Annotated in this window: 24 protein-coding genes; 9 read left to right on the top strand and 15 right to left on the bottom strand. The window is 58.9% G+C overall.

What is annotated here, in order from left to right; all coding sequences use genetic code 11:
- Nucleotides 1–181: 181 nt before the first annotated feature.
- From Q7V03_RS11695 to Q7V03_RS11685, 3 genes are read right to left on the bottom strand one after another with little or no spacing between them, the layout of a single operon-like run.
- A complete protein-coding gene (locus Q7V03_RS11695) occupies nt 182–316 on the bottom strand; it encodes a hypothetical protein (RefSeq protein ID WP_304925773.1) in 135 nt (44 codons plus the stop codon).
- Nucleotides 316–528, bottom strand: coding sequence for a hypothetical protein (locus tag Q7V03_RS11690; RefSeq protein WP_304925772.1), 213 nt, complete (start codon nt 526–528; stop codon nt 316–318). The genes Q7V03_RS11695 and Q7V03_RS11690 overlap by 1 nt, the downstream gene beginning before the upstream one ends.
- On the bottom strand, nt 525–728 hold the full coding sequence (locus Q7V03_RS11685; RefSeq protein ID WP_304925771.1) for a hypothetical protein: 204 nt from the start codon (nt 726–728) through the stop codon (nt 525–527). Before Q7V03_RS11685 ends, Q7V03_RS11690 begins: the two co-directional genes overlap by 4 nt.
- A gap of 87 nt (nt 729–815) precedes the next feature.
- Here Q7V03_RS11685 and Q7V03_RS11680 point away from each other — a divergent pair, with 87 nt between their 5' ends.
- From Q7V03_RS11680 to Q7V03_RS11670, 3 genes are all read left to right on the top strand, one after another.
- Complete coding sequence (locus tag Q7V03_RS11680) at nt 816–1,049, top strand: helix-turn-helix domain-containing protein (protein WP_304925770.1); 234 nt, start codon at nt 816–818, stop codon at nt 1,047–1,049.
- Complete coding sequence (locus Q7V03_RS11675) at nt 1,039–1,473, top strand: hypothetical protein (RefSeq protein ID WP_304925769.1); 435 nt, start codon at nt 1,039–1,041, stop codon at nt 1,471–1,473. Before Q7V03_RS11680 ends, Q7V03_RS11675 begins: the two co-directional genes overlap by 11 nt.
- Before the next feature lie 142 nt (nt 1,474–1,615).
- Entirely contained in the window at nt 1,616–2,200 is a 585-nt protein-coding gene (locus tag Q7V03_RS11670) for a hypothetical protein (RefSeq protein WP_304925768.1), read from the top strand.
- Nucleotides 2,201–2,427: 227 nt separating this feature from the next.
- Here Q7V03_RS11670 and Q7V03_RS11665 read toward each other — a convergent pair whose 3' ends face one another.
- The 6 genes from Q7V03_RS11665 to Q7V03_RS11640 all read right to left on the bottom strand — a co-directional run bounded on the left by Q7V03_RS11665 (nt 2,428) and on the right by Q7V03_RS11640 (nt 7,540).
- On the bottom strand, nt 2,428–3,936 hold the full coding sequence (locus Q7V03_RS11665; protein ID WP_304925767.1) for a Mu-like prophage major head subunit gpT family protein: 1,509 nt from the start codon (nt 3,934–3,936) through the stop codon (nt 2,428–2,430).
- Nucleotides 3,933–4,553 carry a head maturation protease, ClpP-related gene (locus Q7V03_RS11660; protein ID WP_304925766.1) on the bottom strand — a complete coding sequence of 207 codons (621 nt, stop codon included), beginning with the start codon at nt 4,551–4,553 and terminating at the stop codon, nt 3,933–3,935. The genes Q7V03_RS11665 and Q7V03_RS11660 overlap by 4 nt, the downstream gene beginning before the upstream one ends.
- A complete protein-coding gene (locus Q7V03_RS11655; protein WP_304925765.1) occupies nt 4,550–4,804 on the bottom strand; it encodes a hypothetical protein in 255 nt (84 codons plus the stop codon). The genes Q7V03_RS11660 and Q7V03_RS11655 overlap by 4 nt, the downstream gene beginning before the upstream one ends.
- A 305-nt stretch (nt 4,805–5,109) precedes the next feature.
- On the bottom strand, nt 5,110–5,553 hold the full coding sequence (locus tag Q7V03_RS11650; RefSeq protein ID WP_304925764.1) for a hypothetical protein: 444 nt from the start codon (nt 5,551–5,553) through the stop codon (nt 5,110–5,112).
- Nucleotides 5,554–5,903: 350 nt separating this feature from the next.
- Nucleotides 5,904–7,094, bottom strand: coding sequence for a helicase RepA family protein (locus tag Q7V03_RS11645; protein ID WP_304925763.1), 1,191 nt, complete (start codon nt 7,092–7,094; stop codon nt 5,904–5,906).
- Entirely contained in the window at nt 7,091–7,540 is a 450-nt protein-coding gene (locus Q7V03_RS11640; RefSeq protein ID WP_304925762.1) for a hypothetical protein, read from the bottom strand. Before Q7V03_RS11640 ends, Q7V03_RS11645 begins: the two co-directional genes overlap by 4 nt.
- A gap of 238 nt (nt 7,541–7,778) precedes the next feature.
- On the opposite strand from Q7V03_RS11640, the gene Q7V03_RS11635 reads away from it, so the two are divergent.
- The 3 genes from Q7V03_RS11635 to Q7V03_RS11625 all read left to right on the top strand — a co-directional run bounded on the left by Q7V03_RS11635 (nt 7,779) and on the right by Q7V03_RS11625 (nt 10,639).
- Entirely contained in the window at nt 7,779–8,771 is a 993-nt protein-coding gene (locus tag Q7V03_RS11635) for a sugar phosphate isomerase/epimerase (RefSeq protein ID WP_304925761.1), read from the top strand.
- 103 nt (nt 8,772–8,874) lie between these two features.
- A complete protein-coding gene (locus tag Q7V03_RS11630) occupies nt 8,875–9,729 on the top strand; it encodes a MurR/RpiR family transcriptional regulator (RefSeq protein ID WP_304925760.1) in 855 nt (284 codons plus the stop codon).
- 7 nt (nt 9,730–9,736) lie between these two features.
- Complete coding sequence (locus Q7V03_RS11625) at nt 9,737–10,639, top strand: PfkB family carbohydrate kinase (protein WP_304925759.1); 903 nt, start codon at nt 9,737–9,739, stop codon at nt 10,637–10,639.
- Between the two features lie 111 nt (nt 10,640–10,750).
- Here the strand turns inward: Q7V03_RS11625 and Q7V03_RS11620 are convergent, their stop codons facing one another.
- The 5 genes from Q7V03_RS11620 to Q7V03_RS11600 are packed head-to-tail and all read right to left on the bottom strand — an operon-like array spanning nt 10,751 to nt 15,610.
- Nucleotides 10,751–12,214: an aldehyde dehydrogenase gene (locus tag Q7V03_RS11620; protein WP_304925758.1), complete on the bottom strand. Its 1,464-nt coding sequence runs from the start codon at nt 12,212–12,214 to the stop codon at nt 10,751–10,753.
- 40 nt (nt 12,215–12,254) lie between these two features.
- Complete coding sequence (locus Q7V03_RS11615; RefSeq protein ID WP_304925757.1) at nt 12,255–13,292, bottom strand: LLM class flavin-dependent oxidoreductase; 1,038 nt, start codon at nt 13,290–13,292, stop codon at nt 12,255–12,257.
- Nucleotides 13,289–14,221 carry a flavin reductase family protein gene (locus tag Q7V03_RS11610; protein ID WP_304925756.1) on the bottom strand — a complete coding sequence of 311 codons (933 nt, stop codon included), beginning with the start codon at nt 14,219–14,221 and terminating at the stop codon, nt 13,289–13,291. The genes Q7V03_RS11615 and Q7V03_RS11610 overlap by 4 nt, the downstream gene beginning before the upstream one ends.
- Nucleotides 14,218–15,036 (bottom strand): alpha/beta fold hydrolase, encoded by an 819-nt coding sequence (locus Q7V03_RS11605; RefSeq protein ID WP_304925755.1) that lies wholly within the window; start codon nt 15,034–15,036, stop codon nt 14,218–14,220. Before Q7V03_RS11605 ends, Q7V03_RS11610 begins: the two co-directional genes overlap by 4 nt.
- Complete coding sequence (locus Q7V03_RS11600; RefSeq protein ID WP_304925754.1) at nt 15,008–15,610, bottom strand: amino acid synthesis family protein; 603 nt, start codon at nt 15,608–15,610, stop codon at nt 15,008–15,010. Before Q7V03_RS11600 ends, Q7V03_RS11605 begins: the two co-directional genes overlap by 29 nt.
- A 106-nt stretch (nt 15,611–15,716) precedes the next feature.
- Between Q7V03_RS11600 and Q7V03_RS11595 the strand changes: the two genes are divergently transcribed.
- Nucleotides 15,717–16,394 carry a GntR family transcriptional regulator gene (locus Q7V03_RS11595; protein WP_304925753.1) on the top strand — a complete coding sequence of 226 codons (678 nt, stop codon included), beginning with the start codon at nt 15,717–15,719 and terminating at the stop codon, nt 16,392–16,394.
- Nucleotides 16,394–16,678 (top strand): DUF1330 domain-containing protein, encoded by a 285-nt coding sequence (locus Q7V03_RS11590; RefSeq protein ID WP_304925752.1) that lies wholly within the window; start codon nt 16,394–16,396, stop codon nt 16,676–16,678. Before Q7V03_RS11595 ends, Q7V03_RS11590 begins: the two co-directional genes overlap by 1 nt.
- Here Q7V03_RS11590 and speB read toward each other — a convergent pair.
- On the bottom strand, nt 16,675–17,634 hold the full coding sequence (gene speB, locus Q7V03_RS11585) for an agmatinase (protein WP_304925751.1): 960 nt from the start codon (nt 17,632–17,634) through the stop codon (nt 16,675–16,677). The genes Q7V03_RS11590 and speB overlap by 4 nt on opposite strands.
- Before the next feature lie 227 nt (nt 17,635–17,861).
- On the opposite strand from speB, the gene Q7V03_RS11580 reads away from it, so the two are divergent.
- Nucleotides 17,862–19,205 (top strand): NAD(P)-binding domain-containing protein, encoded by a 1,344-nt coding sequence (locus Q7V03_RS11580; protein ID WP_304925750.1) that lies wholly within the window; start codon nt 17,862–17,864, stop codon nt 19,203–19,205.
- Nucleotides 19,206–19,250 lie beyond the last annotated feature (45 nt).

The following is a 19,250-nucleotide window of genomic DNA, read 5'->3' as shown; positions in this document are numbered from 1 at the left end:
TTTAGATCATTGCTCGCTCGCGCTTGTCATTGATCGGCAAAGGATCCGCAGCGCCTAGCTCTGCGCAGTAGCGTTCGACTGGGTCTGCAAGGGCATTGAAAATCTTGTGATCGTGTGTTTGCAACATTTCCACCATTCTTGCATGGCCTGCTTTGTCCATCCGTCGCAAAGTCTGGAAAAACTAGAGCAAGGAATTATCCTCGACCACAAGCTGCGGCGGACCGCTTGGCGGCAGGGCGGGTGATTCCGGCATGAAGGCCAGAGCAAGCACAGGTGCGGCTGTCAGCAGGGTGCGGCGCGTGAATTTGGTGCCCATCACATCACCCTCTCAATATCGCGGGAAATCTTGCGCGCGAGCGGCACCGCGCTTGTGACCACCGCCCAGATCGGCGCGGACTTCGCACCGCCCAGCTCTTGCAGCATGTCGAGCGCCTCGATCAGGCCCTGCAACTGGAGTGTATCAAGGAGAATGTCGGAAATCGCCGGTAGGTCGGGCGCGCTGTCCAGCGCAGGATTCGGCTCGGTCATTGGGCACCGCCTTCCGATGGAAGCAACCGCTTCACTTGGCGCAGGGCGTTGCGCATGTAGCCGCGAGCCTCTGGCAATTGCCAGCGCTGCGCATCGCCATCGGTCGCGTCCAAGGCGAGGGTCAGCATGTCGTGAACGTCGAACAGTCTAGCGACAGGCAAGCCTATACCGGCCCGATGAATCGGGGTTTGTTGGGCCATTGATTTAACTCCATTTCGATGGTTTAATACGGATAGTATCAAATAAGGGCAATCAAGTTGTCAATACCAAAAGTATCAATACGGCAGGTGAAGGCGGCACGGGCGTTGCTTGGCTGGTCGCAATCTGATCTTGCGCGAGCGTCGGGAATTTCGGAGCCCACTATCAAACGGCTCGAATCTGCCGATGGCGACATAGGTGGCAGAGCTGCGACTGGTGATGCCATTTGCACCGCCTTGGAAACGGCCGGGGTGATCTTCGTCTCAGAAAATGGCGAAGGCGCAGGGGTGCGCTTAAAGAAGGATCCTCGGAATGCCGGATGAAAGCCACGAAGTGCGATATGTTTCAAACGCAGAAACCGGCCAAGCTTGGGCGGCCTTTATCTTGGGCGAACTATACGAGATTTGGCCTCAACGCTGCGATTTTCACTACCTCGAGGTGATGACCAAGACGCACGTTACAAGCAAATATGACCAAGAACTGGTGTTTGATCATCTTTTGCTCTGGATGCGCGATGAAGGCTTTATTCGCTTCAACCAAAGTTTTGAGGCTAACGTTATGGGTGTATCCCTGACACAACAAGGCATGAACATACTTGGCCAAGTGTCGCCATTAGCTGATAGCCCCTCAGTCGGCTCTGCGCTCAAAAAGGTTGCAGGAGGAGCTGCTAGCGAAGCTGGAAGGACCGCGATTTCGCAGATCATGGGATTGGTGATTGGCAGCGCAGCGAAGGCCTATGGTCTGTAGTCGCTGATTCATGAAGTAAGGGTTGCCGATCCTGGCCCCCCAAAACCGCTAAGCCAGAAATTCCACGCGTTGATCAGGGCCGTATGATACACATAGCCGAGGCTGGCAATTCGGCTGGCAAAAGAGTGCGGAAAGCTGCGACATGGAATGGTTTAGCCAAATTTTAGACTCTGGTTTCTGGCAGGCAATTCTGCTTGCAGTATTAACGGGCATCGGAGGCAGATTGCTTGTCGCTCGCGGCAAGCTCATTTGGTCAGTTTCGCACCAACATTACTACTCATTGCCGCGCCTAGATGAAGATGGCAGCTTCCCTGTAAGAACCCAACAGATATGGTTTCAGAATGTCGGACGCGCCTCAATAGAAGATATTGAAATCATTCTGAATTGGCGGCCTCAGCATTTTGAGATTTGGAATCCACGCCAACATACTCTTTCTCTCTTGCCGGATGGACGGCTGGTCATTTCGATTCCCAATCTTTCAGGCTATGAAGCGTTCACACTGTCGATAATTGACACATTTAGAGACTTGCCAGTGGTCCTGAACGTGCGTTGGAAGTCAGGCCTGGGAAAGCAAATTAACATGTTTCCTCAGCGTGCTTGGCCTCAGTGGGTTATTTTAGTTGGAACTGCGGCAATGCTTATCGGCATAACCGCAGTGCTCTATGGCGTTCTCCAAGGCGTGTTGTGGGTAATAGCAGAATACTCTGCCGCACAGCCTAGTGGCTGACTCTTCTTCACCATCATCCCCGCCGTTGCGCCTTTCACTTTAAGCGGGAACGGCCTTCCAGCGACCTGAACTGGTGCTGATATCGCCTGCACTTACTAATGCCCCAGCCTATCGCTTAGATGACCCCCTACCGCCTCTAGTCTCCTGGAAGGTTGACGCGTAACCCCAAGCATGACGAAGCCGGGCAGGTTTCCCTGCCCGGCCCTTGCCGCCCCTCCTGCGCGTGTTTACGCGCCTTGGGTGCGATACCAGCTCGAGCGGATGAATGCCGCCGCCAGAGGCCATTGGACGCGCCAGGTCATCCCAAAATCCGGCCAAGCGTCGCGCGCCTCGACTTGCGGCGAATCCATGCCTTCCATCGTGATCAGCGCCAAGCCATCGGTCGTGGCCGGATTGGGCAACACATACCAATGATAAGTCGCAGTTCCCGCAAGGCCAGGGTCGGAAACCACCTGAAGATTGCCCGCGAATGGGTTTGCATCAGATGACTTTGTCGCAGTGATCTGGGCAATGATCTGCTCAGCCTCGGTTTGCTTTTCTGGCGGCACCAGGATGATATATGGCGTCACTGGGCGCGCGGCTTTGCGGCTGTCAATAAACCGCTGCATTGCCGTTCGCGCCGCGCCCAGGCTGGTCACGGTGATCGCCGATGCCGCGCCCGCGATGTTCGCGTGCTGCGAAGAAAACATAAGGTTTCCGTCAGCCATAGCCGCGTTACCCGTGATCGCCGCCGCCAAGACACTCCGTTGCGATTCCTGTGCGGCGTCCAACAGCGCCTTTGCAATCGCAATCTCGAGGTCATAGCCACCAGCCGCCGCATTCGTCAGCAGTTCCTCGGTCGCGCGGAAGGCACCGGCATAACGATCAGGTGCCGGCACCGCTTCGCCACTGGTGTCAATCGTGCGGAACTTCACCTCGCCGGCCTCGCCAACCTTTGTCAACGAGCTTGCAGCCGATGCGTTGGGCATCTTACGGGCGCGCCAATCGCTTGCCGTGATCTTGCTGGCACAAAGCGCCAGACCAACCGGAGTCTGCTCGAGGGCGCGGCCAATCAAGATCTGGACAGAACCACCCGCGATGGTGGGAAAGTCCGAAGTCGTATGCGATCCGGACATGTATGCAATCTTGCCGGTGACTCGGCCCGTGACGAATGCTTCCATCATATCGGCTTCGCTGCGCATCTGCGCGCCGCTTTGCTTTGCCCACTGGCGCGCATGGTCCAGCGTGTTGGGGCCAAGCTCCCGGCCCACGGTAGGCTCATGCTTGAGGCCCATCATCGGGGCAATGGCAGCAGCGCGGGCGTCTGCAATTTTGTGGGCCATTGCGGCGGGGCTGTCCCAAGACTGACCAACATGCGCCGTGTGATTTCGCGGAACCGGCTGTTTCGCATCTTCGGCGGCGAGGTATGCCATCAAGACTTCCCCTGCCAATGCGGTCGGCTCGACTGGCGTCTCGACCTTAGTGCCGGTCGTGTCGCCTTTGACCTTCGCAAGAAATTCATCGGTCAATTTGATCAGTGTGGCGTCGTCGACGTTCCGAGCAAGTGGGTTCGTTGCCATGAAAATGACACCGGCAATCGCCGCTTGAGCCTGCACGGCCGTCAAACCACGCGCCGCCGCGCCCTCGGCGAAAGCTTCCATCAGCGCCGGTTTCAGATCGGCCTTCGACGCCACCAGCCGCATTTGGGCCAAAGTTCGTGCCGGAACTTGCCCGGTAGTGTTGAGAATCGCGTTCATGCGTTCAATCCATTCTTGGGTTCGGGCGATACGGTCGCCCAGCCGTTTTTCAATGCCTGCGCAACTAGGTGTGGCGGCGCAGCTTTGAATTTCCGATAGTCGAAAGCCGCGGCTATAACCGCCACGTCTTTGCCTGCCGGTGCAATCGCATCGGCGAAGTTGAGCGCCACCGCTTCCTCGGCGGTAAGCCAGGTTTCTTCGGCCATCCAGGCCGCGACCCGCGCCACGGGATTGCCGGTCGCGCGGGAATAAATGGCGGCGTAAACCGCCGTCATCTTTTCCAGAGTTGCGGCCATCGCGCGCATGTCGACAGACGTGCCGAAGGCAAGCGCGCCGGGTTCGTGGATCATCACTAGGGCCGAGTCCGCGATCAGCACCTGCTTTGCGCCCAGCATCGCCAGAGAGGCCGCACTGGCCGCAACACCCTGCACAAGCGCCGTGGCGTTCCCGTGCCGCTCGAGCGCCGCAAATATCGCCGCGCCTTCGGTCGCGATGCCACCAAAGCTGTTTATGAAGACGTCGATCGGGCCTGGGTTCGCATCGCAGAACGCGCCGATCGAGGCACCGGTTGCGGCGTCGATGCCAATTTCGCCGGTAAGGTCAAAGCGCGGATTCACTGCATCACCGCGCCGCTGATATCTGCCGCGAAATCGGCCTTGGGCGGCATTTCAGCCACCCGCTTCGCAGCAGCTTCGCAACACTCCGCTGCAACGCGCCCGCCAAAGACCGATGTTATTTGCGTGACAATTTCCGCGTGCATGACGGAAAGTATTTCAGTCACCGACAAGCCGTTAACGCCCATCAGGTGCCGCATCGCATGGTGAAGTTCTGCCACTACCGTAGCGCACACTCTTTCGTCAGAGGTCATCCCAGGATCCATTGTTCTCTCCAATTTGTTGGGGGTCGGAAGGTAAGATTGATTAAATTCAGCGCCACGCCACCCACGGAGGCAAAGGCCGCGCTGTTTCGGGGTTTTCCCACTCACCGAATAACGGGGGTGATTTTGTGCCCGACACATGGCCCACCCAGCCAATTCGCTTGATTTTTCACCAATGATATCAAGGCCAACAACAGCAACATCGACAGTAAGGTGGTAAAATAATACCCCACTTCGATGTAACGGGGTGCGAATTACCCGTGTGCAGAGTTTGCCTAGGAAGGACCCGAGCGCCATTATCTGCGCCCCGCCGTTGTCCCGACAGGAAAGCCGGGAACATTTAGCTCGCGCGCCAGTTCGCCCAGCATGGCGACTTCGGCAATGTCACGCTCTTGCGCCTCTGTGCCGCCTGCGATCACCAGCCGCCGCATGGCGTAGGTTCCCCTGCCTGCGCGGTCGATGCCAACGGCAAGCCATGCTTTTGCCAGAGAGGCGAAAATCACATCAGGCACCGACTGGAAGGGAAAGGCGTTCGCCACCTCATTGCCGATCTGGATCACCACCGGCTCGCCCCCTTGGCGCAGCATCGAGGCGAAGGCACCCTCGAGCGCCTTGGTGGCAGCAGCGTCCTTGATCCGCCCCAATGCCCCGGCCTTGCTGTAGCCCAAGCACGATGCAGCCATCAGCACCGACAGAGCGTCGGCATTCGCGGCGAGTTTCCTTCGAGCACTTCTATTCATCGCTAGAACTCCCCAGCACCAGACAGACCAAACGGTTTCGGGCGTATCCCGGAGGTGGGAAGGGGAACCCCCCTAAGGGGGGTTTCCCCTTTCCCCCCAAGTGTCCGGAACACATAACGCCGTGTGCCTGTGTCCGGACATGGGATATCTGCCACATGTCCGGGGTGTTATTATTTGTTATCAATACGTTAGTTGCCGCCCGGACATGCCCGGACATTGCCGGACATGATGCAATGTCCGGACACCCGGACATGCCCGGACATGCCCGGACATGGCTGCATGTCCGGGTGCAGTCGGACGAAGCGAGGGTTGGCGATTTATTCAGCAATGCCAATTGGATAGAGGGCAAGCTATGCATGCTGCACCTTCCAGACCCGTTCGTCACGGATGAGGATAATGTGCGCTGCCTCGAGGTCTGACCTGACCCGAAGGAAGGTCTTTCCCCTTCCATCCCGGTCCTTAGCGGATGACACGGCACCTTCTAAAAGACAGGCCTCACGCCAGTCGGCTAATGGCACGCAAGGCGTGCCAGGGTAGCTGGGGTGGCGGATAACTTCGCCACCCTCAGCAACCATCTTGTCGAGGATGCCAACCGCCTTCTGCGCTGCATCCGACAATACCACCCGGCCCGCCTGTGCGGAATCCGTCGGCTCGACAAGACAGGTCGTCACCGGGTCGCCATCGCTATCCCGGCCAAGTTCAACTTGGCGAAGGCAATAGGCAAACCTGTAGCCGGTCGGCCCATCGCGTTGCTTTGTCACTTCCGCAGTGATGACCCCTGTTTCGTCATCCCGCGAAAGTTCAATTTCTGTGTCGATTGCGGCTCGCAGCGAGGAATGGCCCCGCGCGCCGCGTCCCGCATCCTTCCCAGTGTGATGCACGATCAAAACATGCGCGCCAGTGCCGCGCCGGATATGGTCGAGGTTGTGAACCAGATCGGCAATATCGGGCGCTGCGTTTTCGTCATTGCCGCCCATGACGCGGCTCAGAGTGTCGAGGATGATCAGATCAAATTTCCCGCCGCCCGTCGCGGCCAGGTGCTGCATCATTTCCGAAAGCGCCACCGCCGCGCTATCCTTGCCGGTCAAGGTCAAAGGGACCTGCAAAACCCAGAATGCAGGATCTTGCAGCGCCGCCACCCGGTTGGCAAAGGTCGTGCCACCTTCGGCCGCAAGATACAGGACCCGGCCCGCGTTGACGCGTCGGCCGCCCCATTGCAGCCCCTTGGCAATGTGGTGTGCCAGGTCGAGGGCAAGGAAGCTCTTGCCCACGTTTGACGGCCCGTAGATCACCGACACGGCGCCACGGTCGAGCCAACCTTTCACCAGATAGTCGCGATCAACCGAAGCCTCAAAGTCGCCAGACCATACCGCCGCTGCCAGCAACGCCTTGGCGCGCGGCCTCAGCTGGTCGCCACCAGCGCGCAAGGGGGTAACGCTCGCAGATGTTGCCTGGGGATTTGTGCGCTGCCGGTCCAGATCATCGGGCAAATTTACGTCCTGGGCGTGATGCAGCGCGGCCCTTACATCTTCCACACTCATGCCGCCCTCGACTGCTGGACGTAGGCGAGGAAAGCAGATTGATCGCTTGCAGGCAGGCGAGTGAAGCAGGCGAGGCAGTAGGCTTTCAACTCAGCGACTGTCGCCATGTCAGCCCAGAAATCGGCCTCATCCATCAAGCCAACAAGTGGCGCAATCGGCATCCCGATGGACAGATCAGCGTAGGCCACAGCCATGATTTCGCGGGCGTCGGCGGGGTCGCAGGCGAGGATTGCATGACACAAAGCAGTCGCAGTTTGAGTGCTGCGAAGCGCGCCTTTTTGGCACTCTTGGGAGGAGGTTTTTACATCAATGTCGCCCAAAACGGGTTTGACAAAATCCGCGTAAGGCTTTGATACTTGGGGGAAGGTTTGACGCGGTTTTGCATCGTAAGACTTTGATTTTGTGTCAATAGACCCGGCTTGAAAATCCGCGTGTCGGCGGTTCAATTCCGTCTCCGGGCACCACGATTTCCCCGTGAAACGTGTAGAGAAAATTTTCATATGGTTTGTGTTGCTTGTCGCAATGATTCCATCTGGGCTACAAACCGTCGCTGCGTCACAGTGTTCCATAATGCGGTAACGACAGCTGTGCTTGGAAATCCTAGGCAACCTGCGCGTATGTGGGCGAGGAATTTGCTTCGCACTTTACAAGAAGTATAGTATTTGTGAAGACAGGAGGAATCATATGCTCGGAAACCGTTTCGCAACCAGGATCAATTCCTTTGCCTCAGGGGCTTCGGATTACTGGCCAGATCTGGCCGAAAAGCCCTCACTGACGCAAATAATTCAACGGGCCGCGACGGTTGACGGACTGACAGAATTGGACCTCAACTACCCCGATCACATCGGCGCAGAGCCTTCGGAAATCGCAAAAGTGGTGGCGGATTGCGGGCTTTCGGTCAGTGGTCTGGCGATGCGCTATTACTCAAATCCGGCTTTCAAACGCGGCGCATTCACCAACCCCGACCGCACGGTGCGGCGCGAGGCGATTGACCTGACCAAGCGCGGCATTGATGCCGCCCGCGCCATTGGTGCGCCAATGATGACGCTGTGGTTGGGGCAGGATGGCTTTGATTATACCTTCCAGTGCGACTATGCGGCGCTGTGGCAGGATGAGATTGCAGGCATTGCCGAAGTTGCCGCACATGATGATGATTGCCTGATCTCTATCGAGTATAAGCCCAACGAACCAAGAGCTTATAGCGTTCTTCCGAATGCTGCGACCACGTTATTGGCGATCAAAGAAGTCGGCGCTGCCAACCTTGGCGTCACCATCGACTTTGCCCATGCGCTTTATGCCGACGAACAGCCTGCCTTTGCCGCAGCCCTGATCCAGCGCCACAGCCGCCTATTGGGCCTGCATCTGAACGACGGTTACGCCAAGCGCGATGATGGGCTGATGGTGGCCGCAGTACACGAACAAGCGACACTGGAACTGCTGCGCGAGGTTAAGCGCGGCGGCTTTGCGGGCGCGATCTATTTTGACACTTTCCCAGATGCCTCGGGCCTTGATCCGGTGGCGGAATGTGCCGCTAACATTCGCACCGTGCGGCGGATGCTGGCAGCGGTGGATGTGATGGCAGGCGACAATCGCTTCGCCGATGCCCAAAGCCGTCAAGACCCGATTGCAGCACAAGAAATCGCGCGGCTTGCGCTGGCGGGTAAGACAGTGGTCTAATTTCTTTACAAGTATACGTGGAATTTTGCTGAAATGTGTCGGCTTGAATACAGCCCTAGGCACGATAAGCGGATGAAACGCGTCTTGGAAATCCGAGGGAAACATGGGCGATCCAAAAGCCGTGGCGGCACAGATCCGCATGAAGCTGCCCAGCCTGACGCCGTTGGAAGGCAAGGTCGCCAGCGATATTCTGGCACGCAAGGATATTGATGCAGCAACGCCGTTGCGGGAGGTGGCCGAGAAATCCGACGTTTCCGATGCGATGGTGGTGAAGGTCGCCAAAAAACTGGGCTTTGCCGGCTTTCGTGAGTTTCGTCAGGGTCTTGTCGATTACTACAATTCCGACACCGCCGCCCTGCATTCTGAAATTTCAGAACAAGACGGCTCTGGTGAGATCGTGCAAAAGGTGTTCCGCACCGCGATGCAAGCGCTGGAGGAAACCTTTGCCATCCTTGATCTGGCGGCGTTTGATCGCGCAGTAGATTACCTGCACCGCGCCAAGCAGCGCGATTTCTATGGCCTTGGCGGCTCGGCCCAAATTGCCCGCGATGTGGCGCATAAGTTTCTGCGCATCGGCATCCGGGCGAGCGTATTTGATGACGCGCATATGATGATGATGTCGGCGGCTTTGCTGGGCCCCGATGATGTGGTGGTGGCGTTTTCGCATTCTGGCACCACGGCATCGGTGCTGGATGCGGTGGACCTGGCGCGGCGCAATGGCGCGCGGATCATCGCGGTGACGAACTATGCCGAAAGCCCGCTGGCCGGCTTGGTCGATGTGGTGTTGTGCTCGACCGCGCAGAACTCGCCGCTGCTGGGGGAGAATGCCACGGCGCGGATTGCGCAGTTGAACCTGTTGGATGCGCTGTTTGTGGCGACAGCCCAGCGCGACCGCGCCACCGCCGATCAAAATCTGGATCGCACCATGCGCGCCGTACAGTCAAAACGCAGACAATGAGGCCAAGATGACCAAGCCCGCCCGCCTGACCGGAAGCACCGTCCTTGTGGTCGGCAGCCTGCATTACGACATCGTGGTCGAGGCCGATCATTTGCCGCGCCGCGATGAGACGGCGGTGGGCAGCCGCTGGTATCCGAAATTCGGCGGTAAGGGCGGCAATCAGGCGGTCTCGGCGCAGGCGCACGGTGCAGCCGCGCGGATGCTGGGCGCGGTGGGGGCGGATGATTTCGGCGCCTTTATGCGGGCACGGTTGCAGAGTTCGGGCGTCGATCACCGCTTTGTTGCCACCTGCGACGCTGTGGCATCGGGCATGAGTGTCGCGATCATGGACGCCAGTGGCGATTATGCGGCGACGATTGTGTCGGGCGCAAACCTGCATATTGCCCCTGAGATGCTGCAAAATCCTGAGGTTTGGCAGGATGTCGGCCTGCTGGTTCTGCAAAATGAAGTGCCTGAGGCGATCAATCTGGCCGCCGCGAAAGCCGCCCGCGCGCGTGGCATCCGCACTTTGTTGAACGCCGCCCCCAGCCGCCCGCTGTCAGCGGAATTCGCCCGTTTGGTCGATGTGCTGGTGGTCAACGCGGTGGAAGCCGAGATGATGGGCACAAGCCCCATCGCCAGCCTGAAAGCCGCTTCTGCTGCTGCAAAAAAGCTGGCGGATCGCTTTGAAAGCGTGATCGTCACCGCTGGCAGCTTGGGACTGGCGGCGTGGAGCGCCGAGGATGAGCATTTCTCGATCCGCGCTGAAAAGATCGCCGTTGTCAGCTCCCACGGTGCAGGCGATGCGTTTATCGGCGCGCTGGCGGCTTGCATCGTGGGCGGTGCCAAGTTCAAACAGGCCTGTACTGCGGCCTCGCATGCCGCAGCCGCGCATGTGGCCGGGCGGCCTGCGGTAGCGATTGCAGGCTGATGGCGAGAGCTTCAGTTCTTCCCCGCGGGGATTGACTTGTGTTTTTTGGCCGAATTTTGACGGGAATCTACCATATGTGGTAGGTTTTTCACCATCGCAAAGGCCTCAGTTTTAGCGCATCACAAACGGGTCGGGAATTGGATCATCCGAGGTGCGCAGCCACACCGTCTTGACCGTGGTATAATCCAACGCCGCCGCCAAGCCGCCCTCACGGCCATGCCCTGACATGCCGTGCCCGCCAAACGGTGCAATCGGCGACACCGCGCGGTAGGTATTCACCCAAACCACCCCGGCGCGGATGCCCCGGATCATCCGATGCGCCCGGGTCAGACTGCGGGTGAACACGCCCGAGGCGAGGCCATAAACCGTGTCATTCGCCAGCGCCAAAGCCTGTGCTTCGGTCTCAAAGCTGATCACCGACAGCACCGGGCCGAAAAACTCCTGCCGCAAACCCGCCGCATCGGGCAAGCCCGAGCAATCAAGAATGGTCGGCGGATAGTAGAAACCGGGACCCTCCGGCACCACGCCGCCCGTCACCAGTTGCGCCCCCTGCCCTATGGATTGCGCCACCAGACCCGCGATCCGCACGCGTTGGCGCTGGGTGCACAGCGGGCCAACTTCGGTGGTCATCAGATCAGGCGCGGCAATCCGGATGGCTTCCGCCTTGGCCTTCAGCTTGGCGAGGAAAGCGTCTTTCACCGAAGCCTGAATGATCAGCCGAGACCCCGCCACACAGCTTTGCCCGGTCGCCGCGAAAATCCCCGATATCTGCGCATTCACTGCCGAATCGAGATCGGCATCCTCAAACACGATGAACGGCGATTTGCCGCCAAGTTCCAGCGAGGTTGAGGCGAGATTTTCCGCCGAGCCGCGCACGACATGCCGCGCGGTTTCCGGGCCGCCGGTGAAGGCGATATGGGCGACCTTGGGATGGGTGGTAAGGGCTGCGCCCGCCGCAGGGCCGCCGGTCAGGATATTGACCACGCCCGCAGGAAAGCCCGCCTCATGCACAAGGCGCGCAAATTCCATCATCGGCGCGGGACCGTCCTCGGACGCCTTCAACACCACCGTACAGCCCGCAGCCAAGGCAGGGCCAAGCTTGACCGCCGACAAAAACAACTGACTGTTCCACGGCACGATGGCCGCCACCACGCCGAGGGGTTCGCGGCGCAACCAAACCTCCATATCCGGCTTGTCTATGGGGAGATGCGCGCCTTCAATCTTATCAGCAAGGCCCGCATAATAGCGATAATATTCCGCAACATAGGCGATTTGTGCCGAGGTTTCGCGGATGATTTTTCCGGTATCGCGCGTCTCTAAAGCCGCCAGCTTAGCCGCCGCCGCCTGCACCAGATCGGCCAACTTATACAGCAACTTCCCCCGCGCCGAAGCCGTCAAACCCGCCCAAGCGGGGCTGCAAAACGCATCCCACGCGGCATCAACTGCGCGGCCCACATCGGCAGCCGAGGCCTCTGGCATCACCGCCCAAGGCTGACCCGTCGCCGGATCAAGGCTTTCAAAGCTGGCCGCGCCATCCTCAAAAACCCCACCGATATAGTGTTGGAACCGCTGCATAGAGCCTCCTTAGGCGAAATTTGGGGGCGGGAAATTTGGCTTAAGCGAACGCCGGCATTACATCCTGCACAAAGCGCGTCAGTGACGCCTTTTTGCGCGCAAAACTCATGCCAGAGTCGATCCAGAGGCTAAACTCGTCATAGCCCAAATCCTGATAGCTTTTGATCCGCGCGATCACCTCGGCGGGTTGGCCGACGATGTTGTTCTTGCGCATCGCGGCCGCTGAATAGAACGGATGGGAAGCCACGTCTTCGGGTGTCAGTGTCTCTATCAGACCCTGCGAGATCGGGCGCTTGTTCAGGAACCACGCGCCGAAGTAGTTGTAAAACAAATTTAATTCTTCCGCGCCAAGATCGGCGTCGGCCTCGCTATCCGCGACATAGGTGTGGCGCAGCACCATGATTTTCGGGCGTGGCATTTCGGGATGCGCGGCGCAGGCGGCGTTAAACCGCTCCATCAGGCTGACCACTTCTTCATCACCCATATGCAGCGGCGTCACCTGCACGTTGCAACCATTGGCCACCGCGAAATCGTGGCTGTTCGGATCGCGCGCCGCCACCCAGATCGGCGGAAACGGCTGCTGCACCGGTTTCGGGGCCGAGGTGGTTTTCGGGAACTGCCAATGTTCGCCGTTGTGCGCGTAATCGCCGGCCCACAGGCCCTTGATCGCCGGAATAAGTTCGCGCATTTTCTGCCCGGCTGTCCAGGCATCCAAACCGGGGCTCATCCGGTCATATTCAAAGCTGTAGGCCCCGCGCGCGATGCCCAGATCAAGGCGGCCGTCCATGATCAGATCAGCCATCGCGGCCTCACCCGCCAGTTTGACCGGATGCCAGAACGGGGCGACCACATTGCCGGTGCCAAGCCGCACATTCTTGGTGCGGCGGGCGAGGTCTACCAAATTCAGGAACGGGTTCGGCGCGATGGTAAAATCCATGCCGTGATGCTCGCCCGTCCAGATCGCATGCATGCCGTTTTCATCAGCAATTTGGCAAAGTTCCAGCATTTCCTGATACAATCGTTGCTGCGGCTCATCGGCACTGACCCGCTCCATATGCACGAACAACGAAAATTTCATGGCGTGTTTCCTTCGGTTTTGGTCGCCACCGAGGCGACCCGACCCACATTCTGATTGCCGAAATAGATGCCATAATCGCCGACGCGGGCCTCGTCGGCCAGCCGCTCCAGCATGATCCGCATGGCGGGGTCGGTCACGTCATCAAAGCCCTTGGGGCTAAGCTCAACAAAGCCGCCCTTGCTGGGGGTGCCGCCCGTGCTGGGACAAAGAAACGCGATATGCTGCTGGCCCGCCGCGACATCTTCATAGACCGAATAGATGAAACCCGGCACCGCCTGCACGCCCGCAGCCGCAATCAGCGCCTGCAAGGCCGCGGTGGCGCCGTGCGCCCCGACCCGCGCCGTAGGAAGGCTTAGCCCACCGCGCCCGTCGTCTTGCAACAGCACATGACCGTCCTGCTCGATCAAAGCCGAGACCACCACCGCAGGGCCGCTCGCCAATGCTGCCCCTGCCTGTGCAGGCGTAAAATAAGACCCGCGATAGTAGCCCAAACCAGCCTGCCCAGAGGCCTCAAACGCCTCTACATGACCGATCAGAATGGCGTGGTCGCCCGCATCGACCACTTGATGGGTAGAGCAATCGAACCAAGCCGAAACCCCGTGCAGAATAGGCGCGCCATGCGGGCCAAGCTGCCATTGCACGCTGGCAAAACGATCTTCCACCGGCTTGGCGAAGGTGTTGGAGACAGCCTTCTGCCCCTCAGACAAAACATTGATCGCAAAGCCTTTTGCGGCGATAAATCGGGCATAATTCCCAGAGGTTTTCGCGATGGAAACCAACAGCAGGGCGGGGTCCAGTGACACCGAGGAAAACGAATTGGCGGTGAAGCCAATCGGCGCGCCCGCCTCATCCAGCGTGGTTACAACGGTCACGCCCGTCATGAATGTGCCGAAGGCATCGCGCAGCAGACGGCGGTTTTCCAATGTCATGCGCGTATCCCCTTTTGAGCAGACAGCAGCGGCACCGCCAGCCAAGCCGCAAGTGCCGCATTGACCTGCGCCGGAGCCGTCAGATTGACCATGTGGCGGTGGCCCTCGATCACCACAGCCTGCCCCATCGGTGCTGCCTTCGCCATTGCTTTTGCCATCGCCGGGGTAGAGTTCGCATCCCCCGAAGCCGTCAAGACCAAGGTGGGGCTATGGATTTTCGGCCAAGCTTCGGCATAGGCCATATCGCCATTGGCAAAGGCGCGGTAAGCCGCTGCATAGCCTTGCAGATTGACCGTTTTCAGCCAGCCCGCCACTTGCGCCCGCACGATCTGATCGGATGTGCTATCGGAAAACCAGCGCGTCAGCGGTACGTCGATGTCATTCGCGCCATTGGCCAAAGCTGCCGCCCGCGCCTGCACCGCCGTCCGCGCCTCGGGCGTGCGGCAGTAAACGCCGTTCAAAACCGCGAGCCGCAACACCAGATCGGGATGGTCCACCGCCAACCCCGACGCAATCAGCGCCCCCATCGAATGGCCCGCAACATTGACAAAACTGCAACTCAGCTGCCGCAGGGTTTTCGCCGCCCAAGCGACATAATCGGTTAATGCAGGCTGCCCCGGCAGCAAATCCGACAGCCCGTGCCCCGGCATATCGAGTGCGATCACTCGGTTGGTTTTGGCAAAATGCGCGATCTGCGGCCCCCAAGCATCCGCGCACATGCCGACGCCGTGCAGCAGAACCAAAGGCTCGCCCTGGCCAAATTCCAGATAGCTGATCTGCTGTCCGTCAGACAGCCGCAGGGTTTGCAGCGTCATGTCCCAGATCCTTAAGGTCTTGATAGCGATCCCCAATCCGGTGGTGTGGCCGCCCACCGATGGAGGCCCCCAGTGCCACCACAATCTCATCCGCCGCTGGCGCATCCGGGATGGCAAAATGGATGGTCAGGTAATGCGAGCGGCGGCCTTCATCGTTTTTGTCCATCAGCGGGATCATCACCGGGGTATTCGCACCACCCCGGATATTGGTGAACGCCAGATAAGATTTCGCCCCGACCGCGGTGCGATAATGATTGCCAAACCGCAAGGTGTGGATCAGCGCCGAAGCGTGTTCCACCTCGCCATCCAGACCCACAATCGCCGCTTTGCCGTAGGCCTCAATCGCCTCGCCCGAGCCCGCAGCCTCTAGGATCATCGCGGTCAGCAACGCGCCCAGTTCGGGGGCAACATCGTGGATGGCGGGTTTCAGGTTCTCAACAAACCCCATCCCCGCCCATGGGTTTTTCACCACCGCCGCCGCCGCGATCAGCTTCAACGGCACCGGGGCCGCCTTACCGCCCTCGATCAGCGTGGTTTCAACGTGGAGCAGGGTTTTGCGGATAACGGCTGGCATTGGGGCCTCAGAATCGCTGGGTTTCTTTGATGGTATGTTGGTATACCATAAGACCGCATGTCAAGAACCAGTTGCGGTAATGTGGTGCTTTCGATACAGTCTGGACATGAACCCGCTTGATGACCTGAAAATCACCCATCCGCCGCAAACCCTGCGGGAAATTGTGCTGGAACGGATGCGCAGCGCGATCCTGTCGGGCCGCTTTGCCTCGGGCGAACGTTTGGTCGAACGCACGCTTTGTGATCAGCTTGGCGTCAGCAGGTCCGTGGTGCGCGAGGCGATCCGCTATCTTGAGGCCGAAGGTCTCGTCGAAATCATGCCAAACAAAGGCCCGATGGTGGCCCGGATGGATTGGGCGCAGGCCGCGCAAATCTATGAAATCAGGCTCCTTTTAGAACAAAACGCCGCCGCCGCCTGCGCGCAAACCGCTGACGCCACGGTGAAAGCCAAACTGCAAGCGGCTACCCATGCGATTGAGACCACCTCTGCAGCCAACGATAACCCAGCCTTGATTGCGGCCACGACAGGATTTTACGAGATCATCTTCACCGCCGCAGGCCATCAGATCGCATGGGAGGTTGTGCAGCGCCTGAACGGCAGGATCAGCCGCCTGCGCGCGATGACTTTGGCCACCACCGACCGCCGCGTTTCTGGCCCGGTGCGGATGGCGCGGATTTGTGCGGCGATCTGCGCCAATGACCCTGATGCGGCCGCGCAAGCCGTCTGCGATCACCTCGATGAAGCCGCCAAAATCGCCCACCGTCTGCTGAAAGAGGCCAAGTAATGCCCGCCTATTGGATCGCCCACGTCACCGTCACCGACGCCGCGCGGTACAAGGGCTACCAAGCCCTCGCCCCACAGGCTTTTGCGAAGTTTGGCGGGAAATTTTTGGCGCGCGGCGGGGTGTCTGACAACCCCGAAGGCGCGGGATTTGAACGCCATGTTGTGATCGAATTTCCCGACCTGGCAACCGCCCGTGCCTGCTACGCCTCGCCCGAATACAGCGCCGCTAAAGCCGAGCGAGACGGTGCGGCCCGCGTGATGATCACCATGGTCGAAGGGCTTTAGCCAATGTGTTTGCCCTGCGGCACACCCGGCAAAACACAGAGCATTTCATAGAGCAAATTCGCCCCGATCAGCGCGGTATTGCCCGACGGATCATAGGGCGGTGACACTTCTACCAGATCGCCGCCAATGATGTTCAAACCCGCACATCCGCGCACGATTTCAAGGCCTTGCCAGATCGTCAGCCCGCCCGGTTCAACCGTGCCAGTGCCCGGTGCGAAGGCGGGATCAAGGCTGTCAATATCATAGGACAGATAGACCGGCGCGTCGCCGATTTTGGCACGAATTTCCGCCATTAGCGGCTTTAGCGACTTATACCAACATTCCTCGGCCTGCACCACGGTCCAGCCGTTTTTGCGGCCCCAGTCGAAGTCTTCAAGGCTGTAGCCGGTGCCGCGCAAACCGATCTGAAAAACCTTATCATTTTGCAAGCAGCCGTCTTCCCAAGCCCGCCGAAACGGGCAACCGTGGGCGACTTTCTCGCCAAACATCGTGTCATTCACATCGGCATGGGCATCGACATGGATCAGCGCCACTGGGCCATGTTTGGCTTTGATCGCCCGCAAAATCGGCCAAGTCAGGGTGTGATCGCCGCCCAAAGTCAGCGGCAAAGCGCCATGCGCCAGCACGCCGTTGTAATAGTCAGTGATGATATCGACCGATTTTTTCAGATCAAAGGTGTTGATCGGCACATCGCCGATATCAGCGACTTGCAGATGCTCAAACGGCGCCGCCCCGGTCGCCATATTGAAGGGGCGCAGCATGCGGGATTCGTCGCGGATTTGCCGCGGCCCGTGCCTTGTGCCCGAACGGTTCGAGGTGCCAATATCCATCGGAATGCCGATAAAGGCGACATCCAGCCCCGCCGCTGTGTCTTGTGTCGGCAGCCGCATCATCGTGGCTGGCCCGCCAAAGCGCGCCATCTCATTGCCGCCAAGCGGTTGATTGAATTTGGACATTTCTACGATCTCTCCCAAAGCTTGCACCCAGCTTAGCCGCAAGCCGCGATCCGTGGAAAGGGCTTTGTCGGCGATGGCTTTGCCAATTTTTGAGGCAGGCCGAAAGATTCACCCCCTTCATCTTTTTCCCAACAGGAAAATAATTTGACAGTAGCGCGCCTGTATCGCTAGCCTGTTTTCCAACAGGAATGCAGCCCGAACCGGGCGCGGACAACTCGGAGGAAGACATGGCAAAACGTGTGGCAGTGATCGGCGCAGGGCCGTCTGGTCTGGCGCAACTGCGGGCTTTTCAATCGGCCAAGATGAAGGGTGCGGAAATCCCCGAGGTGGTGTGCTTTGAAAAGCAGTCCAACTGGGGTGGCTTGTGGAATTACACTTGGCGCACGGGTCTGGACGAGAATGGCGAGCCGGTTCACAGCTCGATGTACCGCTATTTGTGGTCGAACGGCCCGAAGGAAGGTCTTGAGTTTGCGGATTATTCCTTTGAGGAACATTTCGGCAAACAAATCGCATCCTATCCGCCCCGCGCCGTGTTGTTCGACTATATCCAAGGCCGGGTGCTGAAGGCGGGCGTGCGCGATTGGATCCGGTTTTCGACCCCGGTGCGGTTTGTGAAATACAATGAAGACAAGGGTAATTTCACCGTCACCGCGCATGATATGAAAACCGACCGGATGTATGAGGAGGAATTTGACAACGTCATCGTCGCCTCTGGCCATTTCTCAACCCCCAACGTGCCGGAATATCCGGGGTTTGACAAATTCGGCGGACGGGTGCTGCACGCGCATGATTTCCGTGATGCGATGGAGTTCAATGGCAAGGATATTCTGCTGCTGGGGTCAAGCTATTCGGCGGAAGATATCGGCTCGCAATGCTGGAAATATGGCGCGAAGTCGATCACCGTGGCCTATCGGAATGCGCCGTTGGGCTATGATTGGCCGGAGAATTTCGTTGAGGTGCCGGCACTGGTGCGGGTGGATGAGACCACCGCCTATTTCAAGGATGGCACCAGCAAGCGGGTGGATGCGATCATTCTGTGCACCGGGTATAAGCATCACTTCCCGTTCCTGCCCGATGATCTGCGGCTGAAAACGGCGAACCGCTTGGCGGCTGCGGATCTGTATAAAGGTGTGGTTTGGGTGAATAACCCGAAGCTGTTCTATGTGGGGATGCAAGATCAGTGGTTCACCTTCAACATGTTTGACGCCCAAGCCTGGTGGGTGCGCGATGTGATCTTGGGGCGGATTGCGGTGCCGGGCGATAAGGCGGTGCTGCTGGCCGATGTGGTGGACCGGGTGGCGCGCGAGGATGCGGGGCAGGACGCGCATGATGCGATCCATTATCAGGGCGACTATGTGAAGGAATTGAACGCCGAGACCGACTATCCCAGCTTTGACGTCGATGGGGCCTGTGAAGCGTTCTTTGAGTGGAAGGAACACAAGAAAGCCGGGATCATGACCTTCCGCAACCATGCCTATAAATCGGTGATCACCGGGACGATGGCGCCGGTGCATCACACGCCGTGGAAGGACGCGTTGGAAGACAGTTTGGAAGCTTACCTGCGGAACTGAATTTGAGAAGGCCTCGGACATTTTCCGGGGCCTTTTTGTTGGTCC

Origin of the sequence: Cypionkella sp. (genome assembly GCF_030652235.1) — a bacterium.
GTDB lineage: Bacteria > Pseudomonadota > Alphaproteobacteria > Rhodobacterales > Rhodobacteraceae > Cypionkella.
This window is presented reverse-complemented; position numbering and strand designations above follow the sequence as displayed.